Source organism: Methanococcoides sp. DA23 (genome assembly GCF_057593895.1).
Map to the genome: position 1 here is coordinate 1940485 of NZ_CM172520.1, position 21882 is coordinate 1962366.

A 21882-nucleotide genomic window follows, 5' to 3' on the forward strand; every position below is an offset into this window, starting at 1 on the left:
ATTTTAAGGGAGGTATCTTACTTTCCGTAAGAAATACCTATCCCTATAAAAGAACTTCCTGTTCATATCTCACTTCTTAATTCCCGTGCTGCTTCATGCATACGGATAGAATCCTCGCCCCTACCCATATCTCCAAGCAATGAACCAAGATTATCAAGGGTTATGGAAGCGTGTTTCTTGTAACGAACATTCTCCGGATCAGCATTCAGCAATTCAACATATGCCTCAAGTGCTGATTCATAGATGCTCTTTGCATCTTCATGGCGACCCATATCCGCAAACAGTTTTGCAAGATTGTTCAATGTAAGAGCAGCACCGTATTGATATGCTGAATCCTCTTTATCCCTGTCAAAAAGATCGACATATGCTTTAAGGGAAGCCTCGAACATTGCTTTAGCTTCTGTAAACTCACTATCCTGTGCAAACATCGTACCAAGATTGTTCCTGATAGAAGCTATCTCGAACTCATGAACTATTGGTGATTCACCTTTTTCGATAAGCATTTTCCTGATACTTAATGCCATTTCATAACTCGAACGTGCATCAACATTCCTACCGGCGTTCATTAAAAAACTGCCCATGCGGTCATAGAGATCAGCCACCTTCGCATGATGCGAAAGATCAGATGGATCAATAAGAGAAAGCTTCTCGTACATAGAGATAAGGACATTGAGGTCAGCTTCTTTTTCACTGGTATCACAGTCAATTTCAAGAAGACGTTCCATACCACTCAATACATTACGGAACATAGAAATGAAAGTGATGTTTTCAGGCTCCTCCTGCATCAATTTCATCAGGATATTAAGAGTGGAACCATACATTGAACGGACATCATCGAGACGACCAGCATTCATCAAAAGACCGATCATTAACTCATTGAGTTCTACGATCTTAATATGATAAGAAAGATCAGAGGGATCAATAAGAGAGAGCTTCTCGTACATAGAGATGAGGAAATTGAGATCAGCTTCTTTTTTACTGGCATCAAATTCCGTATCAAGAAGAGATTCCAGATCAGTCAATGTCGTATGGACCATGGAAAGGAAAGTGACATTATCAGGCTCCTTTTGCACCAGATCCATAAGAACATCAAGCGTAGAATCGGACCTTGAACGGGCAGCATCAAGACGACCGGCATTTATCAAAGTAAGGACCATGCGCTCATTGAGTCCGGCGATCTTTGCATGATAAGAGAGATCGGAAGGATCAAGAGTGGAAAGCTTCTCGTACATAGAGATAAGAACATTGAGATCAGCTTCCTTTTTACTGACATCAAATTCCGTTTCGAGAAGAGATTCCAGATCAGCCAATATCGTATGGACCATGGAAAGGAAATCGACATTATCGGGCTCCTTTTGCACCAGGTCCATAAGAACATCAAGTGTGGAATCAGACCTTGAACGGGCATCATCAAGACGACCAGCATTTATCAAAGTAAAGACCATGCGCTCATTGAGACCGGCGATCTTTGCAGCATAGGAGAGATCGGAAGGATCAAGGGTGGAAAGCTTCTCGTACATAGAGATGAGGAAATTGAGGTCAGCTTCCTTTTTACTTGCATCAAATTCCGTTTCGAGAAGAGATTCCAGATCAGACAATATCGTATGGACCATGGAAATGAAAGTGACATTATCGGGCTCCTTTTGCACCAGGTCCATGAGAACATCAAGTGTGGAATCAGACCTTGAACGAGCAGCATCGAGATGACCGGCATTTATCAAAAGAATTATCATGCGGTCATTGAGTTCGCCGATCTTTGCAGTATAGGAAAGATCGGAGGGATCAAGGGTGGAAAGCTTCTCGTACATAGAGATGAGGAAATTGAGGTCAGCTTCCTTTTTACTTGCATCAAATTCCGTATCAAGAAGAGATTCCAAGTCAGTCAATGTCGTATGGACCATGGAAAGGAAAGTGACATTATCAGGCTCCTTTTGCACCAGGTCCATAAGAATGTCAAGTGTGGAATCAGACCTTGAACGAGCAGCATCGAGACGGCCAGCATTTATCAAAAGAATTATCATGCGGTCATTGAGTTCGGCAAGCTTTGCAGTATAGGAAAGATCGGAGGGATCAAGGGTGGAAAGGTTCTCATACATCGAGATGAGGACATTGAGAACAGATTCTATTTCAATGTCATTATCGTTCATTTTGATAAGAGCTTCCATGTCATTAAGTATAGCACGGAACATCGGAAGGAAAGTAAGATTCCCAGGATCCTTCTGAATAAGTTCTATCAGATCGTTAAGTGTGGACTCATATTTTGAACGAGCAGCAGAGAGACGACCGGCGTCCATCAGAACATTGCCCATGCGATGATCGAGTTCGACGATCTTCACATAATGAGAAAGATCGGAAGGTTCCAGCTGGGAAAGTTTCTCGTACATAGAGATAAGGACATTGATATCAAATTCCTTTTCGCTGTCAGCACAATCGATCTCAAGAAGATGTTCCATATCTGCAAGTAAAGTACGGAACATAGAATGGAAAGTGAGATTCTCAGGATCCTCCTGAATAAGGTCCATAAGAACAGTAAGTGCGGAATCATATTTTGAACGAGCAGCATCGAGGCGTCCAGCGTTCATCAAAAGGCTGCCTACCTGCTCATTGAGTTCGGCGATCTTCACATGATGAGAGAGGTCGGACGGATCGAGAAGAGAAAGCTTCTCGTATATCGAGATAAGAACATTGAGGTCAGATACTTTTTCACTTTCATCAGCGTTCATTTCAAAAAGAACTTCCATATCGTTCACTATACTGCGGAAGATCGAAAGGAAATTGGCATTATCAGGCTCTTCCTTCATCAATTTCGTCAGAACAGTAAGTGTGGAAATATACCTTGAGCGAGCAGCATAGAGACGACCAGTATTCATTAGAACATTGCCCATGCGCTCATTGAGTTCGGCGATCTTTACATGGTACGAGAGATCAGAGGGATCAAGGTTGGAAAGCTTCTCGTACATAGAGATAAGGACATTGAGATCAGCTTCCTGTTCACTGGGATCACGGTCCGTTTCAAGAAGGGATTCCATATCATCCAGCATCTCAAGGACCATTGGAAGGAAAGTAACGTTAGCAGGATCCTCCTGTATAAGGTCCATAAGGACGTCAAGGGTAGAATCAGACCTTGAACGAGCTTCATCAAGATGACCGGTGGTGATCATAAGACGTATCATGCGGTCATCGAGCTCGGAGATCTTTGTAACATAGGACATGTCAGAAGGATAAATATCGGAAAGATTCTCATACATATAGATGAGGGTATTGAGATCCGATTTATGTTCACTGAAATCACGATCGGTTTCAAGAAGAGATTCCATATCATCCAGCATCTCACGGATCATGGAAAGTAAATTGACATTCCCAGGGTCCTCCTGTATCAGATCCATGAGGTCGTCAAGAGTGATATCAGACTTTGAGCGAGCATCATCGAGACGGCCAGCGCTTATCAAAAGATGGAACATGCGCTCATTGAGTTCTGAGATCTTTGCAGCATAGGAGACATCGGAGGGATCAAGATCGGAAAGTTTCTCATACATAGAGATGAGGGTATTGAGATCAGCCTCCTTTTCGCTGACATCATGACCAGATTCAAGAAGACCTTCCATGTCAGTAAGTATGGTACGGACCATTGGGAGATAAATTGCGTTATCAGTGCCATCATTGATCAGATCCATAAGAACAGCAAGTGTGAACTCATGCCTTGAAAGGGCATCTGCAAGCATTCCCTTATCCGCATTTTCGCGGGCAATATTTACCAGCCCGAGAATGGGATCAGTGATCCTTTCAAGTAAACGTGGTTCATCCTTTGCGAGATCTTGAAGCATATCCAAGAGTTCATGAAGCTTCTTGCTGGAAGCATCGTATTCCTGCATATCAAGAAGTAAATTGACCTGTTTTTCCAGTATATCTACGATGTGGTCACGGAACAAATTGTCAGTTGTATCGTTCTTTAGCAGTCCGGAATATCCGCCATAAGCACTTTCAAAATTCGTTCTTGCATCTTCCAGAAGTCCCATATCGTAGAGAAGATTGGCAAGATTGGTCTGAATGGTCAGAGCTTTAACACCATTGGAGCTGTTAAGAGGATCGAGAACAATGAGCTTAGTTGATAATTTAAGTGCTCTTTCGAACCTTTCTTTTGCATCCTTTTGATGACCATTTTCAGCAAGGAGGGTTGCAGCATCATTGAGCGCAGAAGAAGCAGAGGAACAATGAACAACATTGTTCGGCTCTTTTGAAAGCAGTTTATCATATGCTTTCACTGTCTCTTCAAAGAAAGGTCCGGCATGCTCGGTATCACCTTTATTGACAAGAAGAGTAGCTACCTTGTTCATAGCCAGGGCTTTGTGTTCCACAAAGGAAGGATCCGATTTTGCAAGAGCATCCACTAGCTCAGATGCCTCCATATACCTATCAAGAGCTGCATCAATTTCCCCGTTGGATTCCATTATTTCCGCAACAGATTGAAGGGTGTTTATTAACAGATCGATAGAATCTGCATCCCTTGCTTGTTTTTCAGCAACAAGCAGTAACTCAAGAGCATCTTTCTGCTGTCCGGCATCTAAAAGGGACATCCCTTTTTTGAAATTACGAAGTGCCATATCTTTTGATCTTTGTGACATGATCTCTAAACCTGTGATTAGTATCTGATTTCCACGTTATCAGACTTCATTTAAAGCAAGCTATCATTATTAGTCTTTGCCTAAAAGGGACTTTTATTTATATAGTCCAGCCCATTGTTAAAGGGATCGAGCATGGAATTGAAGAATATATTGCGACAGGTGAAAGAAGGCAGTACAGACCTTGTGAACGCAGAAAGTCAGATACGTTCCATGGGATACGTACCGGTATCCGATATCGCAAAACTGGACACGTTCCGCAAATACCGTACAGGGTACATGGAAGCTATCCTTGCAGAAGGAAAGGAACCAGAAGACATAGTAGAGATAGTGAAAGCACACAACGAAAATGCCGGAAGAACACTTGTTACACGCATTAATGAAGAGCAGGCATCCGCCATAAAAAATGCATTCGAACCGGAGAATATTGAATGGGACATGCATTCAAGAACAGCGGTCGTACATGACGGCACCCCTGCACCAAGGACAGGAGGCACTGTGGCCATCATTACAGCCGGTACTGCCGATATCGATGTTGCAGAGGAAGCACGCATGACCGCCTCAGAGATGGGGTGCAGTACAATTCAGATATACGATGTGGGTGTGGCAGGGTTCCAAAGGCTGATCTCTGAGATGAGTGTCTTTGAAGAGAACAGACCTGACGCGATAGTCGTGGCAGCCGGAAGAGAGGGGACGCTGCCAACGGTAGTGTCCAGCCTTATAGATGTACCTGTGATAGGCCTGCCCGTATCGATCGGATACGGTGCCGGTGCCAAAGGAGAAGCTGCACTTCTTTCGATGCTGCAGTCATGTTCCATATTATCAGTGGTCAACATCGATGCAGGCTTCGTTGCAGGTGCTTTTGCCGCAAGGATAGCAAATAGTGTTGCAGAAGCGAGAAAGAAAGAGTTCTTAAGGTGAGATACCATGAGAACACTTGTATTTGAACCCTTTTCAGGTGCTTCCGGAGATATGATACTTGCAGGACTGATCGACGTTGGGGCAGACAGGGAAAAGCTAAAAGAAGTTATCGAAGCCTCTGTGGATGTTTCAGTAGCTGTTGAAGATGTCATTAAGTGCGGGATACGTGCAACAGATGTTCATATCCATACGAAGGACAGTGCAAGGATAAGGTCATTCGAGGAACTTATAGGCATAATAAAGGATGCGAACCTTCCCGAAGAGGTGGAAAAAAGCGCCATTGCAGTATTCAGGATCATTGGAGAGGCAGAAGCAAAGGTTCACGGAATGCCTCTTGAGCAACTGCATTTCCACGAAGTGGGGCAGGATGATGCACTTGCGGATGTCATAGGCTCTTGCTATGCAATTCACGAGATGAATGTGGAAAGTATATTGTGCACTCCTGTAAATGTCGGAGGAGGGAGAGTTAGAAGTGCACATGGTACATTGCCTGTGCCAGCTCCTGCGACAACCGAGATACTCAGTGGAAGTGGTCTGGAAGTACATAGCGACGGTGATAGGGAACTGCTCACTCCAACAGGAGCCGCTTTACTCACTTATTTTGCAGACCCCAGCGACCAACTCCCCCCGGGAAAGATAATGACCACCGGATATGGTGCAGGGGATGCGGAGACTGCCATGCCCAACGTCCTTCGTACAATGCTCATGGAGACAACAGGAGTTCTTTCACGGGACCATATGGAGGTCCTTGAGACGAATGTGGACGATGTTACCGGAGAAGTGCTTGGGAATCTTTTTGAGGCACTCATGGAAACCGGTGCCAAGGATGTCGCCATAACACCTGCCACAATGAAGAAAGGGCGCACTGGCCACATCATACACGTCATCGCACGTCCCGAGGACAGCGAAAGGATAGCAAGAGAGATTATAAGACAGACTGGGACCCTTGGGGTTCGTATCCTTCCAACAAAGCATCGTTTTATTGCAGAACGTAAGATGCAGAACGTGAATATAACTATAGGGAAGCAGACCTTCCAGGTAGCTGTCAAGATAGCACATGACAGGTCGGATGAAGTCCTTCATATTTCAGCCGAATTCGAGGATTGCAGGAGAATAAGTCAGGAATGCGGGCTTCCATTGAAGGAAATCATAAGGCGCGCTGAGGAGAAGGCCTGGAACGAGATTCTAAAGAAATAAATTTTCGGGATCATATTTGATAACGGCTGTATAAATTAACCGCTTGTCAAAAATGAAGCCACACAGTTGCATTTATTAAGAAAGGGCATTTCAAAACAAACCTGCTTGTTATTAGAGAAAAGGTAGTTAGTGGCGTGAAATACACCTCATCTTTTTCAATATTATTACTCGGAAAAAGATACTGACATCAAAATTTATCATTTTCTACTTTTTTTAGCTGATTTGTGATCATAACGTCAGTAGAGATTGTTTTTGAGAGATATAATGAAAGATCCTCAATTATTAGAAAATACGTTTTATTGAAATCTCTGTGGACATGAAAGAGCAAAACATCCAACAGATGTTGATTTTTTAGAATAATAAAGTTATTAAAGCATATATTGTAAATTGTAGAAAACTATATATATTGAAAGTAGTACACAAGCAAATTTGTTTATAAAAAAATTACAAATCAACATCAAATTTAGCATATTTACCGGAATCGTATATAAATAAATACATAAACTATAAATAGTAGTAGATTAGTCTTTGATTGCCGATTGAATAACAGGCAATCGGCAAAAAGGAGTCTAAAAACGATTTAACTAAAAAGGAGAAACAGCTATGTCTGAAAAAATAGAAGTGCGAGTAGTCAATACTTCACCAATGGCACATGTATTGCATGGATTCAAATTGAGCGATGTAAAACCTGAAAACAAAGTGCATGCTATCCCAGATATTCATGCATCCATTGCAGAATGATAGTTGTTCTTTTGTCAGGCCTCGATATTCATTACAGATATCGTGCCAACTATCTTTCCTTTAATAATTGGCCATTAGGCCAGAACTAAAATTAAAAAGTTGTTCGTGAGGACTTATTTCCTCACGACATCTTTTGCTTGTTTTAAATGTCCGGTACACTCATCCATTTTCATGGCTGCTGTACGGATATGACCTGCAACTTCATTAAACCCTGCAGCTTCCAGCTTGGAGATCCAATCGTTAAAGCTCTTGCTATGACTTTCATTATGTTCGATCCAGTGTCCAAGAAGATGTTCCAGTTTACCTTCATCAAGTTCTTCTGCCATTATACTACCTCCACTTTCAAATTCACACAGTTCTCGGGTCGGTTATCTCACCTGTGATCGCTGATGCCGCTGCTGTTGCAGGAGATGCAAGATAGATGAAACCACCTTTACCCATCCTGCCCTTGAAATTACGGTTTGCTGTCGAGATACATACCTCGCCTTCACCTATAACACCCATGTGACCACCAAGACATGGACCACACCCAGGAGAGCCCAGTGTGACACCAGCATCGAGAAGCACTTCTGCAGTACCATTGCGGACAGCCTCAAGCATTACTGAGCGGGAAGCTGGAATGACGAGGGTCCTTACAGCAACCTGTTCACCTTTGAGGATCTCAGCAGCCACTTCGAGGTCTTCCAGTCGTCCATTGGTGCAGGTTCCGATGAACACCTGGTCCACTTTTTTGCCCTCGATCTCCGACACATCACACACATTGTCCACCTGATGCGGAAGTGCAACCTGCGGTTCGAGGTTTGCACAATCAATTTCATATTCGGCACAGTATTCAGCATCCTCGTCTGCATAGACGGGCTCATACCCTTCCACAGCCCTGCCTTCAAGGAAATCGAAGGTCTTTTGGTCAGGCGGCACGATGCCTGCTTTAGCACCCATCTCAATGGCCATGTTTGATAAGGTCATCCTGCCGGATATGGACAGGTCGGTTATTGTATCCCCATAGAATTCAGCAGCCTTGTAAGTAGCACCTGATGCGCCAACCGTGCCGATCACTTTGAGTGTTACGTCCTTGGCAAGAACGTTCTTCTTCAGTTTTCCGGAGGCAGTCACTTTAATGGTCTCGGGCACCCTGAACCAGAGTTCACCGGATGCGAATATCTCGGACATATCAGTTGCACCGACACCCGTACCAAAAGCACCGAAAGCACCATAGGTGCATGAATGGGAATCAGCCCCGACAACGAGCTTACCAGGCATTGCAAAACCGTTCTCAGGGAGGACCTGATGGCAGATACCCTCACCCACATCGAAGAAGTTAGGTATGCCCTGCTCCACGATCCATTCCCGCATATCATGGTGTAAAGCCGCAGTCGTTTCCGTGTTTGCAGGTGTTAGATGGTCAAAAGGAATAACAATGCGCTTTGGGTCCCAAACATTTTCAAGGCCCATGTTCTTGAACGAACGTACCGCAAGCACACTTGTGCCATCGTGAGCCATTGCATAGTCAACTTTTGCCATGACGAACTCATTGGCTTTTACATCCTTTCCACTTGCTTTGCTGAAGATTTTTTCACTGATGGTACTCAAAAGATTAACTCCTTGTGTCGCTTGCTTAGTGTATAATACAATGAACAGGTAAATATTTGTATCCGTCCCCTGATCAAAATAGAATTATAGCCAAGACGATCACAGCAATAGAAAAGGTAAGCCAAACGGCCTGAAAGAAAGAAGAGGAGATCAAGAAATGCTTTTGAGCTTTTCGATGTTCTCCAATAGTATTTTGTTTTCAGACAATACTTTTTTCTCAATTGTCTCGATGATCTCATCCATTGGAACAATGAGCGAATAAACCTTTATTGGCCGGCCTTTGCCCTGTTTCTTCTTTAGTTCCTCGACCTCGACCCAATTGTTCTCTTTGAGGTAGTTCATAGCAATGCTGACTTCCGGCTGCCTCAGACGGGACATCCTCTCAACCTCACGAGAAGTGATCTTATCAGTACTGAGTAAACAGGCAAGCGCTTTTGCAACCGGTTTTGAGACATTTAGTTTCTGAAGAAGCATTACCATTTCGTGTTCTTTGTCATCCATATACGGATCTCCATCATCCATGCCTACCATTATATCACCAATTTTATAAAGAACATATTATCATTGTAGTTTATAAAATTTATGGTTGTATTATTATAATAGTTGCAATATAAACATCCGAATAGACTTTATTCAGGACATAAATAAAATTATATATTATTGTAAAAACACAAGCATGCACCCATAAAAAATTCATACGACCAGGATACAAGTTGTGATATTCGCGGCTTGAGAACACAACATTATCCCCAGAATATTGTATTAGTAGCGTATCAGAAGAGATAACAAAGATAGAAAGCAAAAGCTTTTGATCGAAAACTATTAAGAAAAAAACAATTTAATTCAGAAATCACAAGAACAAAGCTCTTAATCGCAAAATTCAAAAGAATAGAAGTGAGTGGGCCCGATGAGATTCGAACTCATGGCCTCACGGTTATCAGCCGTGCGCTCCACCTAGCTAAGCTACGGGCCCAATGCGTCTCTTGCACGATGTTGTTCATCGTACGAGCTACACAATACTCATTCTACTACATTAAGATTGCGCTATCGACCCGCGTCTCCTCGAAAAAATATAAGGAGACGCAGAAAATAGCTACCATTGAAAGCGATAAGTTTATCATACATCATCGTAACTATGTCACTAATTATCCAATTGTGGGCCGGTAGATCAGGGGAAGATCGCTACCTTGGCATGGTAGAGGCCTCGGGTTCAATTCCCGACCGGTCCACTTAATTTTTTTAGATATGCTTATTTTGATATTGCATTTTTGTCTTTTGTTCGTTAGTAAAGGTTAGAACTAAATCCTTATATACAGCAAGATGCCACTCTAAAATAGAGGGATCCTTTCAATTTAACGGGGGTTAGAATATGACAGGAAAGGAATTTGATCTATCATTAGATGGGCTTCTTGAGCTTGAAGGTGTAATAGCAGCGGGATTTTTAGTCCATTTCAAGGCATTTTTTGCCCTTTCATGCTGCAACAACCACGACCTCTTGAAGAATGTTGTTGAATTGTAATCGGGCAGGAGGCTGCATTATGATAGGCATCACCAACAATTAATTCACATTTTACAATTTCATAACTGGTTTTTGGTCTAACCAATGACACTGGGGCATATTAAGGGGGTAAAAACAAATGAGTAAGCTAACTTCAGGTAAGATCTCCATTGAAGACCTGGAAAACGTCCAGATCAACATTAGCAACATTGTGGGAGCTATCGAAAAGGAAATAGAAGAAAAAGGTGAGAAGGGACCAACTCCAAGACCCGGAATAGCAGCACTAAGGGACTGGGACTTTAAACTGCTCGATCGGTACGAGCCTGTGTATACACCGACGTCCGACCAATGCGGTTACTGTACGTTCGGTCCATGTAATCTGAGTGGTAACAAAGAAGGAGCTTGTGGCATCAATCTGGCAGGTCAGACCGCGCGGGAGTTCCTGCTTAGTACGATAATAGGGGCCGCGGCCCACTCTGCACACGGACGTCACCTCCTTCATTATTTGATCGAAAAGTTCGGCAGGAATCATCCCATTGAGGTGGGGTCATCTAATATCAAAGCACCTAACACCCAGACTGTCACAGGATACAAACCAGAAACTATCGGTGATCTTGAAGCGGTACTGGTGTATGTAGAAGAACAGCTAACCCAGCTTATGGCAACAATCCACATGGGCCAGGAAGGCGAAGCTATCGATTTCGAGTCAAAGGCCCTGCACGCCGGGATGCTCGACCATGTGGGCATGGAAGTGTCTGATATCGCACAGATCTCATGTTTGGGATTCCCCAAGGGAGAGGCCGAAACACCTCTCGCAGAGATAGGTATGGGGTCTATCGATTCCACAAAACCTGTATTGATAGTTATAGGGCACAATATGGCGGGTGTTTCCAATATAATCGATTACATGGAAGAACATGACCTTCTTGATAAGATCGAACTTGGAGGGCTGTGCTGTACCGCTCTTGACATGACCCGCTATAAGACAGAGGGTGGAAATGCTCCAAAAGCAAAGATAGTCAGTACCCTTGCCAAACAACTGAAGATGATACGTTCAGGCGTTCCGGATGTCATTGTTGTTGATGAGCAGTGTGTGCGTGCCGATGTCCTCAGAGAGGCAAAGAAGCTCATGATTCCTGTGATCACCACCAACGAGAAAATAATGTATGGCCTCCCAAACAGGTCAAATGACAGTATAGATGACATCCTTGATGACCTGACCAGTGGAAAGGAGCCAGGTGCGCTCATGCTTGACCTTGACAAGCTTGGAGAACTGGCACCACTTCTTGTGCAAAAGATGGCGACCATACGCGATGAAAAGGGCATAAGGGGACTACCATCCAACGACGAGTTCAAAGAACTTACGTCGAGATGTGTCCACTGTCTGGCATGTGAGCTTGCCTGTCCGACCAATCTGCCCATCAGCGATGCAATGACCGCTGCAGAAAATGGAGACCTGGAACCATTTGAGGTACTCCGCGACAAATGTATAGGATGTGGCAGATGCGACCATTCATGCCCGAAGGATATTCCTGTACTGAATGTGATCGAGAAGGCGGCACAAAAGGTCATACGAGAAGAGATAGGAAAAGTAAGGGTTGGAAGAGGCCAGATCAGTGACCCCGAGATCCGGGAAGAGGGAGTCAACCTTGTACTTGGAACAACACCTGGTATCGTTGCAATAGTGGGATGCTCGAACTATCCGGGCGGAACCAAAGATGTGTACGATATAGCAGATGAGATGCTAAAGAGGAATTACATTGTCCTGGTCTCAGGATGTTCTGGAATGGATGTTGGGATGTACAAGGATGAGGAAGGTCAGACACTCTATGAGAAGTATCCGGCAAAGTTCCTCAAAGGCAATCTGATCAATATGGGTTCCTGCGTATCCAACTCCCATATTACGGCAGTTGCGATCAAAGTTGCAGCAATATTTGCACAGAGGGACATCACAGGCAACTACGAAGAGATCGCTGACTATATACTGAATCGTGTGGGTGCGGTCGGGGTTGCATGGGGTGCCTATTCGCAGAAGGCCCTTTCCATTGGAACAGGCTGCAACAGACTGGGAATACCTGTAGTGCTCGGACCCCACGGCTCGAAGTTCCGCAGGGCGATTATCGGAAAACCATATGATACGGACAAGTGGAAAGTATACGATGCACGTAATGGTGAAGTGATGCCAATTCCACCTGCACCTGAATACCTGCTGACCACTACAGAGACCATTGAAGAGCTAATGCCAATGCTTGCCAAGAGTTGCATACGTCCAAGTGACAATAATATGGGAAGGATGATCAAACTCACCAATTACATTGAGCTCAGCCAGAAATATCTCGGAATAATGCCCGATGACTGGCACACTTTTGTCAGGACCGAGACAGACCTGCCCCTTGCAAAGCGTGGAGAGCTTCTAAAGATGCTTGAAGAGGAGCATGGATGGGAGATCGACTGGGACAGGAAGAAGATCATCTCAGGACCGTCCATGAAACTGGATGTATCAGCCCAGCCGACCAATCTAAAAAGGCTTTGTAAGGAAGCGTGATCTCCGGGCTACCTCACAGAGAATATTCAGTTATTCACAGAATGTGGTGTAAAAGGATTAGAGCCAAACCAGCAAAGGTAGTTGCAAAACTGATAATCCAGAATTCCACTACACCGGATGATGGACCTGAACGGTCCATCAGATCATTTAATGATCAAAGTTATATTCTTTTTTGAGTTTACTCATATATCTCCAAAGATCCCACATCGATACAGAAATTAGCAGAAGTTTACCAGCCCCCAATCCAAATGCGGAAATGAGCCAAAGAGTATATGAATATAGTCAAGGACTTTTTAAGTCATGAAAATTTAAGTGGGACAGGTGAAATAATGATGGCAAACAATGATTGCTGTTCAAATAACAGTGATAGAATAAGTGTCAACATCGGCTTCAAACCAAAACCGAAAAAGCTCATTTTTATCGGTAGAGACTACTGGTACGCCTTTCTCTCATGGATAAATATGTTCCATACACACCGCAGCGTAGATCCGGGGCTGTATTATACAGGAAATAGCTATGACATATCCACCCCGATGATAGTCACTGCAAACTATCACCTTACAGTTTTCCTCCTGTGGAGAACATTAAAAGGGTGCAATGTAAGGATATTGGTAATCGACACCAAAGGAATAAACGTCTGGTGTTCCAGTGGAAAAGGGCAGTTCAATGTTCAGCAGATCATGCTTCAATTGGAACGTTACAGCCACAATGATCTGACAGATACAGATGAGCTCCAGATCATCCTGCCAAAACTCAGCCTTTCCGGCATCTCACTAAAGGAGGCAAGTCTTGCGGGATTAAAACCAGTTATCGGGCCGATATACAGACAAGATATACCAAAGTTCCTGGAGAACAAGCCATACAAAGACTGCGCAGACGACCGGTATAAGTTCAACATTCGAGACAGACTGTTCACACTGCCGGCATCCCTTATCCAGTTCGGCAAGCATATGTTCAAAGGGGCGATTCCGCTGTTCATATGGCACGCGTTCTTCCCCACAGGCATACACTGGCAACCCATAGCTTTGGGAATATTCATCGGATTCCTGTTCATAACACTCTTCCCCCTCATCCCTGGAAGAAGGTTCGGAACAAAAGGGATCGTCCTGGGTATTGCGCTGGCATCACTGCAATACTACTTCAGCGATCACACACCCCAGTTCATTGAACAGCTCGGCTACACTCTAGCCATCCTTGGATTGAGCATTCTTTTCGCCCTTTACTACACCGGCAACTCCGGTGCAAGCAATTATTCTCTTGTGAAAAAGGACATAATCGCACTACTACCAGTAAGCGCACTCCTGATACTTGGTGCATACATAGCGGTAATGATCATTGGAGTTACACCATGATAAACTTCGACAAACAGAAATGCACAGGCTGTGGAGTCTGTGTAAAAACATGCCCCCAGGGGGTAATCGCCATGAAAGAAAAAAAAGCGGTACTGACAAATTACTATAAGTGCATGGAATGCGGGGCATGTGCGAACAATTGCTCATTCGATGCAATAGACCTGACAAAAGGAACCGGCTGCCTCTCAGCGATCATAAAAGAAGATATACTTAAGATAGTGCCAAAAGGTGAAGGCTGTGGATCAGGCTGCTGCTAAACCAAGCCAGACCCTTAACAGTATTTATTGACACTTAACTGCAATTAAAAAAGGAAGAGTTGGACCATCAGCTCTTTTGCCTGCGGTTCAACGTGTACATCTGCACCTTTTTCATCTTTGCAAGGTTGACCATCCGGTCCATTTCAGCTTTTTCCAGAGGACGAGCTTCCAGATAGCCACTATCAACCGCTTCATTGAATATCTCATACCCGATCGACGTCCTTGCGAGCACTGTGGTCCAGCCGACCGGAGTACCCACGCCACCAAATGAGATATCAGTGTTCTCAGCAGCCATATCCGTACAGAACTTACACGAACTGCAACGGTATTGATCCAATTCTGAAAGATCGTAGCTTTTCATACCTTCAGAAGTACCAAACTCAAAGAAGCCTTTTCTGATCTTCATTGAATGGATATCAGTAAGGTCCAGCCCTTTAGACTCAACGAATTCCTTAATGCCATCGTGCTCAAAACTGTCCATACAGAACAGACCAAACTTAAGCACCCTTGCCCTTAAGAAAAGATGAAGAAAACCATACGAACTGGTCTGCATCTTGTGTACCGCGTCTATGTTACAGCTTGGGCCAACAAAACCGATGCTCCCCATCTCCTGCTTTATGGCGCTCATCAAAGGCTCCAATGTCATGCTATGGGTATAGATGCTCCCGGCAGACTCAAGCACTTCAGCAGAGGTCCTGACTATCACAGGTTCAGCCTTCCAGGGCTCATCCTCGGACCTTTTAGTAACGATGGCACAATCAAGCAACCCTTCATCAAGTGCGTATGCCAGCATTGAAGTTACAACACCGCCATCCTGCCCTTTCAATCCGGGAATAGCGGACCTTGCAGCATAGCCATACCTTATCTTTCCAATGAGGTCCTCTTCCTTGGTAATGGTCCGAGGACATTGATTATAGCAAACCCCACAGGCATTGCACTTACCCACAAGTTTTGGCCTGTTGTCCACAAAAGTGACATGTTCACAGGAAGCAACGCATGCACCGCACAAAGTGCATATCCCACTCTTGATGATCTCCTTGTTCAACCTGCCAAAGGAGATCTTCTCCTGATCACCGATATTGCGCTTGAGGCGTATAACACTTTTTTCAAGCCTGTCGAACTTGCTCTTGCACCGGTCAGAGCAAAAGCGATAGCTTTTCCCGCCATATTCAGTGACATAGTCACTATCTTTAGATACCTGGGCCTTACAGATGGGATCTATGAGCATTGTTATCATTCCAAACGAATGTGAATGATAGCACTAATAAATCATTCGTATTAAAGCTAACTTTCATGAATGTTAATTTTAATTGTTTATAATGATGGAAAATAAAAGAACTAAAAAATAAAAAATGAGAAAAAAAGAAAAGGACACTTCGACAACATTATCGAAGTGCTACTAAATTGATATTAGACCCCTCGCCTCCTGAAACCGATAAATATGACAGAAACGGCCAATATGACCAACACGCTGCCTAAAATATCAGCACCGGAGAAGGATGTAGACGACGAGGCTGAATCACTTGTTGTGGATTCTTTTGTCATTTCATACCCTTCAACGTAGTTGTCTTGTGTGTTTTGCTGAGAAGACTCTGTTGCCTGGTCGGTTGTAGTTCCATACCCACCATCAACACTGCTTGTGCTAGTGGTATTGACGATCGAAGCAGATGCAGTCGTCCCGCTACTGCTGCTGCGGGTACTGGAAGCTGATGATGAAGTTTCCCTCTGTGTGGCTTCCTGCATCAGTTTGTTGTACTCGTCTATGGTCTCCTGTGAAACAACACCTGGTATGGACATCACGCCCTGTATATAACTATCGAGCAACGGATTACCACAGGTATGGTGACAGCATGTTACACCGTTCTCGACCACAGATTCTGCGTACTCCTTCACCAGGTTCTGAAGTGTCTCATCCGAGGCATCCCAGTAGTCTTTCCTTGCGGTTTCAAGCATGCGAGCAGTCATGGACTGATATTGATATGGGTTATCATTGAAGAATTCCTCCATGCCAAGATCGTACTTGTCGTTGACGTAGATGTCGTATATCTCATTCCAGTCAGAATCCTTTACCAATCCAGGGGTCGTCGAATCCCAGCCCCACATATGCTCGGTGAACTTCATGAACTCCCTGGCGCCAGCGTAATCGTATTCCATCATACCCTCTATCCATTTAGGATTGAAATATCTTGCACGCAACTCCGTCCTGAATGCCTCGTTCAGGGTAATGATCTGGGGATTGTCCACACTTTTCAGATCTGCAATATACATCTCCGGATTATCTCCTGTCAATGACCTCACCGCAAGCCCAAGTCCACCAAGGTACTGGTAGAAATCATCGTTATCGATGAGCCCATACAAGTTCGTGGTATCACTGTGTATGGCAGCGTCAACATCCATTAGGTTCATCCTGAAAACGTCTTCATAGTTTTCACCCCACATATCCTGCCCATAGATGTTGGACATGCGTGACATGTAAAGATCTGCAAGTTCATCATCACTGTCCCATGTCTCACTCGCGGTCACCGCTCCCGGAAGCCCTGTACCGTATGAACCCGGTGATTCACTGAATATCCTAGACTGTGAGAGCGCCTCTGCTGTGCTGTTATTGAATCCACTGGCCAGAAGTGCTTCTTCCATCTTCAGGGAATTCCATCTGACATAGTTCGTTTCATTGGTCTCATTGAGTGCTGCCACCGTTCGGACTGCCTCATCGATCAGCTCAAGCTGATACGGGAACGTGTCCCTGTAGAGTCCTGAAGGTGTGATGACCACATCTATCCTTGGGTTGGTGTCATTCCTTGGAAGGACTTCAAAGCCTGTTATCCGACCATAACTCCTTGTTGGATTTACTCCAAGAAGCGAATATATCTGGGCTTCCATGAGTCCACGGTGACGCATCGTTTCCGTAGACCAGAGAACATAAGCTACCTTGTTTGGATAGGTGTTGTTATGTGTATCATGGTACTGCTGCAGCAGCTGGTTTGCAAGGATCGCACCCATAGCTGTTGTTTCAACATCAGGGAACTTCCTCTGGTCGAAACTGTAGAAGTTCCTGCCTGTTGGTAAAGCATCCGGATTTCGTATCGGATCATTTCCAGACCCAGGTTCAATATATCCTCCATTGAGAGCATACAACGTCTGAGTGATCTCACGGGAGGTATCCACCAGAGCACTGGAATAATTCAGTGCCAGATTCAGATCTGCTGTGATGCTTGAATCGGTTAGATTCAACACACTTAACTGAGCAGCTGAAACGTTCGTGCCATTGAGCAATGTAGCATTCAAAAGCTCGGTTGCATAAGAATCAGCAGTATCAGTCCAATCCACCTCATCTCCTACAGGGGGAATTACATCAACGATATGATCAATTAAAGCGCTGCGAAGCATTGATTTGACCATGGTGACAAGTTTTTCGTCCTGTGGTGCAACACCAAATGTGTGAAGTCCAAGGGGCATGAGTGTACCTTGTAATTGATGAAGATAATCATGGAGAGTGCCCGAAGAGAAGTTCGCAAAATCGACCTCTGGCATTGCCCTTAGTTCATCAGCCGTCACAGTCAGATCATTTTCCATCGAGAGATTTTCGTAAAGTTGGATAGTACTGTTTCGATAAAGTGCCATCATTGCAGTATCATTGGAACTTGCCGAATCCTCATAACTATGCATCGTATCATGCATAGTAGCCAGTTCACTATATAATTCTGCATCTGTTATTGGAGGAATCATGTGATCTATGATCACTGCATTGCCTCGACGTTTGGCCTGAGTACCTTCCCCTACATTATCCATGATGTATGGATATACTACAGGTGTATCAGCCACCATGATGGATGGATAATCATACTTCCACAGTCCAACCTCTTTCCCAGGCAACCATTCTTGAGTACCATGCGTACCGAAGTGGATCATAGCATCAGCATCATAGACATTGTTGATCCAAAAGTATGTCGCGAGATACTGATGAGTAGGAGGTAATGATTTATCGTGGTACATTGCCGATTCGTCTGACAAGGCACCTCTGGTCGGCTGTGGTATGAAGTTGATATTACCAAGCTGTACGGTAGGGATCACAAACTTATTCTCGTACACCATAATGTCACCTGGTGCTTCGCCCCATCGTGCTTCTACCTCATCCTGTACGGACTGTGGCAGAGTGTTGTACCATGCGAGATATTCGTCCACTGGAACCAGCATGACATTACCTGAGTTGACTACCTTCTCAAGTTCACCTGGTGCCCATGAACCAACGTTCCTGCTCTCGATGAACCTATCGATGAACTCACTGCCATTTGGAATAGTGCCATTTCCTACATCATAACCTGCTATTCGCATCTGCTCAAGCAATAATGTAAAACTTGAACCGATATCAAGGTAGCTGGCACCTATGTTGTTCTTGCCACCCTCATGATTATAGTAAATAATAGTCACTTTCTTGTTAGCATTGCTAACATGACCAAGTTTTGCCCAGGAGATTGCACGGTCACACATCCAGTCCAACTGTTGCATGTGGGGTTCATAGTATTTCTGCTGGGAGATTGGATCTGTAACCCTACCAGCAATCCATATGAAATCAATCAACCCATCGATCTCAGGCTGAGTGACATGGGAAGGAATTGAACTTGGGTCCATACCATGTAAACTTTCATTGAACTGATCTGGACTTTGGTAATAATCAAGCACACCCTTTATTACAGGAACACCATACCCCTCGAGATACTCAACGCCTTTTTCCTGGTCTCCGTAATTGAGACTGAAGCCCTTTAATGAAATGATGGAATCTACCAGTACAGTTCCATTCTGTGTGAAATAGTCAACATCATTGGTGCATACTTTGTATGTTGAGAAAATAACATTATATCCTTTTGATTCCAGATTGTTGATTATTGCATCATCGGTGGTATGAAGAAGAGTTGTTTTCTCGATATTGTAACTTGCGATCACTCCAATAGTTGGTGCAGATGCATTGTATCCATTGCTCTCATACCACTCAAGGTATTCAGTACTGTTCTCGAATACCCTAGGGAATGCATCAGGATGATAAATGCCATGATCAGGGATTGAAGGTGCGGCTGGAGCCGAGTATTCAACGTACACATCCTCGAGGGTTGCTCCGATACAGCGGACCCAGTTCTCCATATTCGTGTATCCACTATTATAGAGATAATCCTTCATTGAGCTATGTGGCGCATTCTCCATATCGATGGTTCCTATTCCATACACATCGCTCATACCAAACAGCCCGATCTGTGTGCCACTGGCTTTTGCAGCGAGAAGTTCGTCCTTGAAATCGGGAAGTTCGTTGGCACCTATCATGTAGAGCATGATAACGTCCTGGTCAGAAACATCGCTGAGGTTAGCAGCTTCACTACCACTCATCACAGTAACATTGAAGTTGTCTGTGATCACACTTCTCTTTGACAGGACCTGGTAAAGATAGTGCCTGCTGGTATCAGAGTTTATAATATAGGTGATCTTTTGTTTGGACTGCAGAATAACAGGTTCTGGAATGGTCTCATTCGCCCATGCACCGCAGAACTTTTGCCCCATGAACTTGAGCATGGACTCCGTGTTGTTGTCGCCACCCTGTATCCAGTACCGTTCGATGTATGTATAATCATTTGAGTACAGGTCAACATTTGGCAAGGTGATATTGGATGAAAGATTGTATCCGATCACGCTACAGTTATTGTCTTTGGCGGTGGTCAGGTTAGAAGTCAAATTCGCCTGCCAGTCGTTGACAACACTCTCCGACTGTGATTCGAGGAATATGACGGAATAATTAGAGAAATTGAATCCTGACGGAACGGTTTCAGTACTGTTGAAGATCGTTACAGTCAGGTTGGATGTGATGTTAGGGTGCGAAGACATAGTTGTTAACGATGCTTCATTCACATCCGTGCCCAGCACAAACATTACATTCGTTTGGTTTCCTTCTGCCGATACCACTGGCGAAAGCGCCAGTAAAATCAAAACACTTAATAGTAATAACTGATGTTTTATTTTTTGCATATTATCCACCCGATAATGTGCCTGGAACATCCCGGAAATTTGCTTGGCGGCTTATCGGGATGTTTCAAACTACTAATTTTTCCACATTCAATTCAGTTTTTAATTCTAATTTTATCTAATACTGTTCAAATTCCATTTCCGATCATAAAGAACCGATAAAGACCAAAAAAAGATCATGATCCGGTCTCATTACCTGAATCCGGAACATAGACGACCCTTCCATCAGCCAGCTGATAAGCAGTACCAAGTGCCTCACCAGTACCACCGCCGATCTGGCTGGTCATGTTCAGTACTTCGATATTCTGACCTTCCTTGACGATTATCTTCATATTGTCCTGACCCGGATTTTTGACGATGGTGATATCTTCCGTAGGACTTAGAAGCTCAGGAAGCTGGAAAGACATGACAAGAGCTATCAGAAGTGCTACTGAGAACACCATGGCGACATCGAATAGATTCGCAACACCCGTCAGAGGGTTCTGGTCTTCTTCCTCAAAGAGAATACCGGTCCTATGATAGCGTTTTCTCCTCATTGCTCAGACCCCATGGAATCCACAAGATAATCGATATCCGCCATGTCCTGCCAGTACCACCGTTTTCTGACAAGTGTCAGGACATACCCTACGATACCTGCGAACAGTCCGAGAACTGTTGTTGCAAAAGCGATCATCAGGTTGTTAGCAAGCTGGAGGATATCACCCTGTGCAAGACCAATGAGTGCAGGGCCCAATGGAATTAAGGTACCCATCAGACCGAGCATTGGAGCAACCGTGGATAGTATCTTGGTCTGCTCCAGACGCTTTGTCATCCTTACCTCGTACTCTTCTGAAAGCCAGTCGATAGATGATATAGAGTTCTGTTTCAGATACTCACCAGCATCTTTTGCAAATGAGGTTACCAGTTGGTTCTGGTCAAGACCGTGCAGTTTTTCTGCCGCATTATCAATCGAAGAAGCTTTCACGCTTTCCTGCACACTTCGACCAACTTTTTCAAGTTCCCGCACATTGCGGTGACGTTTTGCATATTCAGAAATGAACTCACCGATCAATCCAAGGGATGCTGCAACTGCTAACAGCAGCAGAATGACCACTGGATATAACAACGCAGCTGATGCAGTGTACATCAGCTGGAACAAAAATGAATCAATAGCCAT

At 44.3% G+C, this 21882-nt stretch carries 15 protein-coding genes and 2 tRNA genes; 8 read left to right on the top strand and 9 right to left on the bottom strand.

What is annotated here, in order from left to right; translation table 11 throughout:
- Nucleotides 1–62: 62 nt before the first annotated feature.
- Nucleotides 63–4622: a tetratricopeptide repeat protein gene (locus AC20MK_RS09630; RefSeq protein WP_487355604.1), complete on the bottom strand. Its 4560-nt coding sequence runs from the start codon at nt 4620–4622 to the stop codon at nt 63–65.
- 132 nt (nt 4623–4754) lie between these two features.
- Here AC20MK_RS09630 and larB point away from each other — a divergent pair, with 132 nt between their 5' ends.
- The 3 genes from larB (at nt 4755) to AC20MK_RS09645 (ending at nt 7478) form a co-directional block, all read left to right on the top strand.
- Nucleotides 4755–5540, top strand: coding sequence for a nickel pincer cofactor biosynthesis protein LarB (gene larB / locus AC20MK_RS09635; RefSeq protein ID WP_487355605.1), 786 nt, complete (start codon nt 4755–4757; stop codon nt 5538–5540).
- Nucleotides 5541–5546: 6 nt separating this feature from the next.
- Nucleotides 5547–6737, top strand: coding sequence for a nickel pincer cofactor biosynthesis protein LarC (gene larC / locus AC20MK_RS09640; RefSeq protein ID WP_487355606.1), 1191 nt, complete (start codon nt 5547–5549; stop codon nt 6735–6737).
- Between the two features lie 603 nt (nt 6738–7340).
- Entirely contained in the window at nt 7341–7478 is a 138-nt protein-coding gene (locus AC20MK_RS09645) for a hypothetical protein (protein ID WP_172367262.1), read from the top strand.
- A 113-nt stretch (nt 7479–7591) separates the two neighbouring features.
- On the opposite strand, the gene AC20MK_RS09650 is transcribed toward AC20MK_RS09645, so the two are convergent.
- The 4 genes from AC20MK_RS09650 to AC20MK_RS09665 form a co-directional block, all read right to left on the bottom strand.
- On the bottom strand, nt 7592–7804 hold the full coding sequence (locus tag AC20MK_RS09650) for a DUF8180 domain-containing protein (protein WP_487355607.1): 213 nt from the start codon (nt 7802–7804) through the stop codon (nt 7592–7594).
- Between the two features lie 22 nt (nt 7805–7826).
- Complete coding sequence (locus AC20MK_RS09655; RefSeq protein WP_487357099.1) at nt 7827–9059, bottom strand: 3-isopropylmalate dehydratase large subunit; 1233 nt, start codon at nt 9057–9059, stop codon at nt 7827–7829.
- A gap of 159 nt (nt 9060–9218) precedes the next feature.
- Nucleotides 9219–9599, bottom strand: coding sequence for an MreA family transcriptional regulator (gene mreA / locus AC20MK_RS09660; protein WP_487355608.1), 381 nt, complete (start codon nt 9597–9599; stop codon nt 9219–9221).
- 368 nt (nt 9600–9967) lie between these two features.
- Nucleotides 9968–10041: transfer RNA gene (locus AC20MK_RS09665), tRNA-Ile, on the bottom strand.
- A 184-nt stretch (nt 10042–10225) separates the two neighbouring features.
- Here AC20MK_RS09665 and AC20MK_RS09670 point away from each other — a divergent pair.
- From AC20MK_RS09670 to AC20MK_RS09690, 5 genes are all read left to right on the top strand, one after another.
- Nucleotides 10226–10297: transfer RNA gene (locus AC20MK_RS09670), tRNA-Ala, on the top strand.
- A gap of 140 nt (nt 10298–10437) precedes the next feature.
- Nucleotides 10438–10587 (top strand): hypothetical protein, encoded by a 150-nt coding sequence (locus AC20MK_RS09675; protein WP_487355609.1) that lies wholly within the window; start codon nt 10438–10440, stop codon nt 10585–10587.
- Between the two features lie 118 nt (nt 10588–10705).
- Complete coding sequence (cdhA, locus tag AC20MK_RS09680; protein ID WP_487355610.1) at nt 10706–13111, top strand: CO dehydrogenase/acetyl-CoA synthase complex subunit alpha; 2406 nt, start codon at nt 10706–10708, stop codon at nt 13109–13111.
- Nucleotides 13112–13440: 329 nt separating this feature from the next.
- Nucleotides 13441–14463: a hypothetical protein gene (locus AC20MK_RS09685; protein ID WP_487355611.1), complete on the top strand. Its 1023-nt coding sequence runs from the start codon at nt 13441–13443 to the stop codon at nt 14461–14463.
- Nucleotides 14460–14720, top strand: coding sequence for a 4Fe-4S binding protein (locus AC20MK_RS09690; protein ID WP_172366872.1), 261 nt, complete (start codon nt 14460–14462; stop codon nt 14718–14720). Before AC20MK_RS09685 ends, AC20MK_RS09690 begins: the two co-directional genes overlap by 4 nt.
- A 67-nt stretch (nt 14721–14787) precedes the next feature.
- On the opposite strand, the gene AC20MK_RS09695 is transcribed toward AC20MK_RS09690, so the two are convergent.
- The 4 genes from AC20MK_RS09695 to AC20MK_RS09710 form a co-directional block, all read right to left on the bottom strand.
- The gene (locus AC20MK_RS09695; protein WP_487357100.1) at nt 14788–15948 is read right to left on the bottom strand and encodes a Coenzyme F420 hydrogenase/dehydrogenase, beta subunit C-terminal domain; all 1161 of its coding nucleotides are present in this window, start codon (nt 15946–15948) and stop codon (nt 14788–14790) included.
- Nucleotides 15949–16130: 182 nt separating this feature from the next.
- Nucleotides 16131–20729 (bottom strand): cobaltochelatase subunit CobN, encoded by a 4599-nt coding sequence (locus AC20MK_RS09700; RefSeq protein ID WP_487355612.1) that lies wholly within the window; start codon nt 20727–20729, stop codon nt 16131–16133.
- A 173-nt stretch (nt 20730–20902) separates the two neighbouring features.
- Complete coding sequence (locus tag AC20MK_RS09705) at nt 20903–21262, bottom strand: DUF2149 domain-containing protein (RefSeq protein ID WP_487355613.1); 360 nt, start codon at nt 21260–21262, stop codon at nt 20903–20905.
- A complete protein-coding gene (locus AC20MK_RS09710) occupies nt 21259–21882 on the bottom strand; it encodes a MotA/TolQ/ExbB proton channel family protein (protein ID WP_487355614.1) in 624 nt (207 codons plus the stop codon). The genes AC20MK_RS09705 and AC20MK_RS09710 overlap by 4 nt, the downstream gene beginning before the upstream one ends.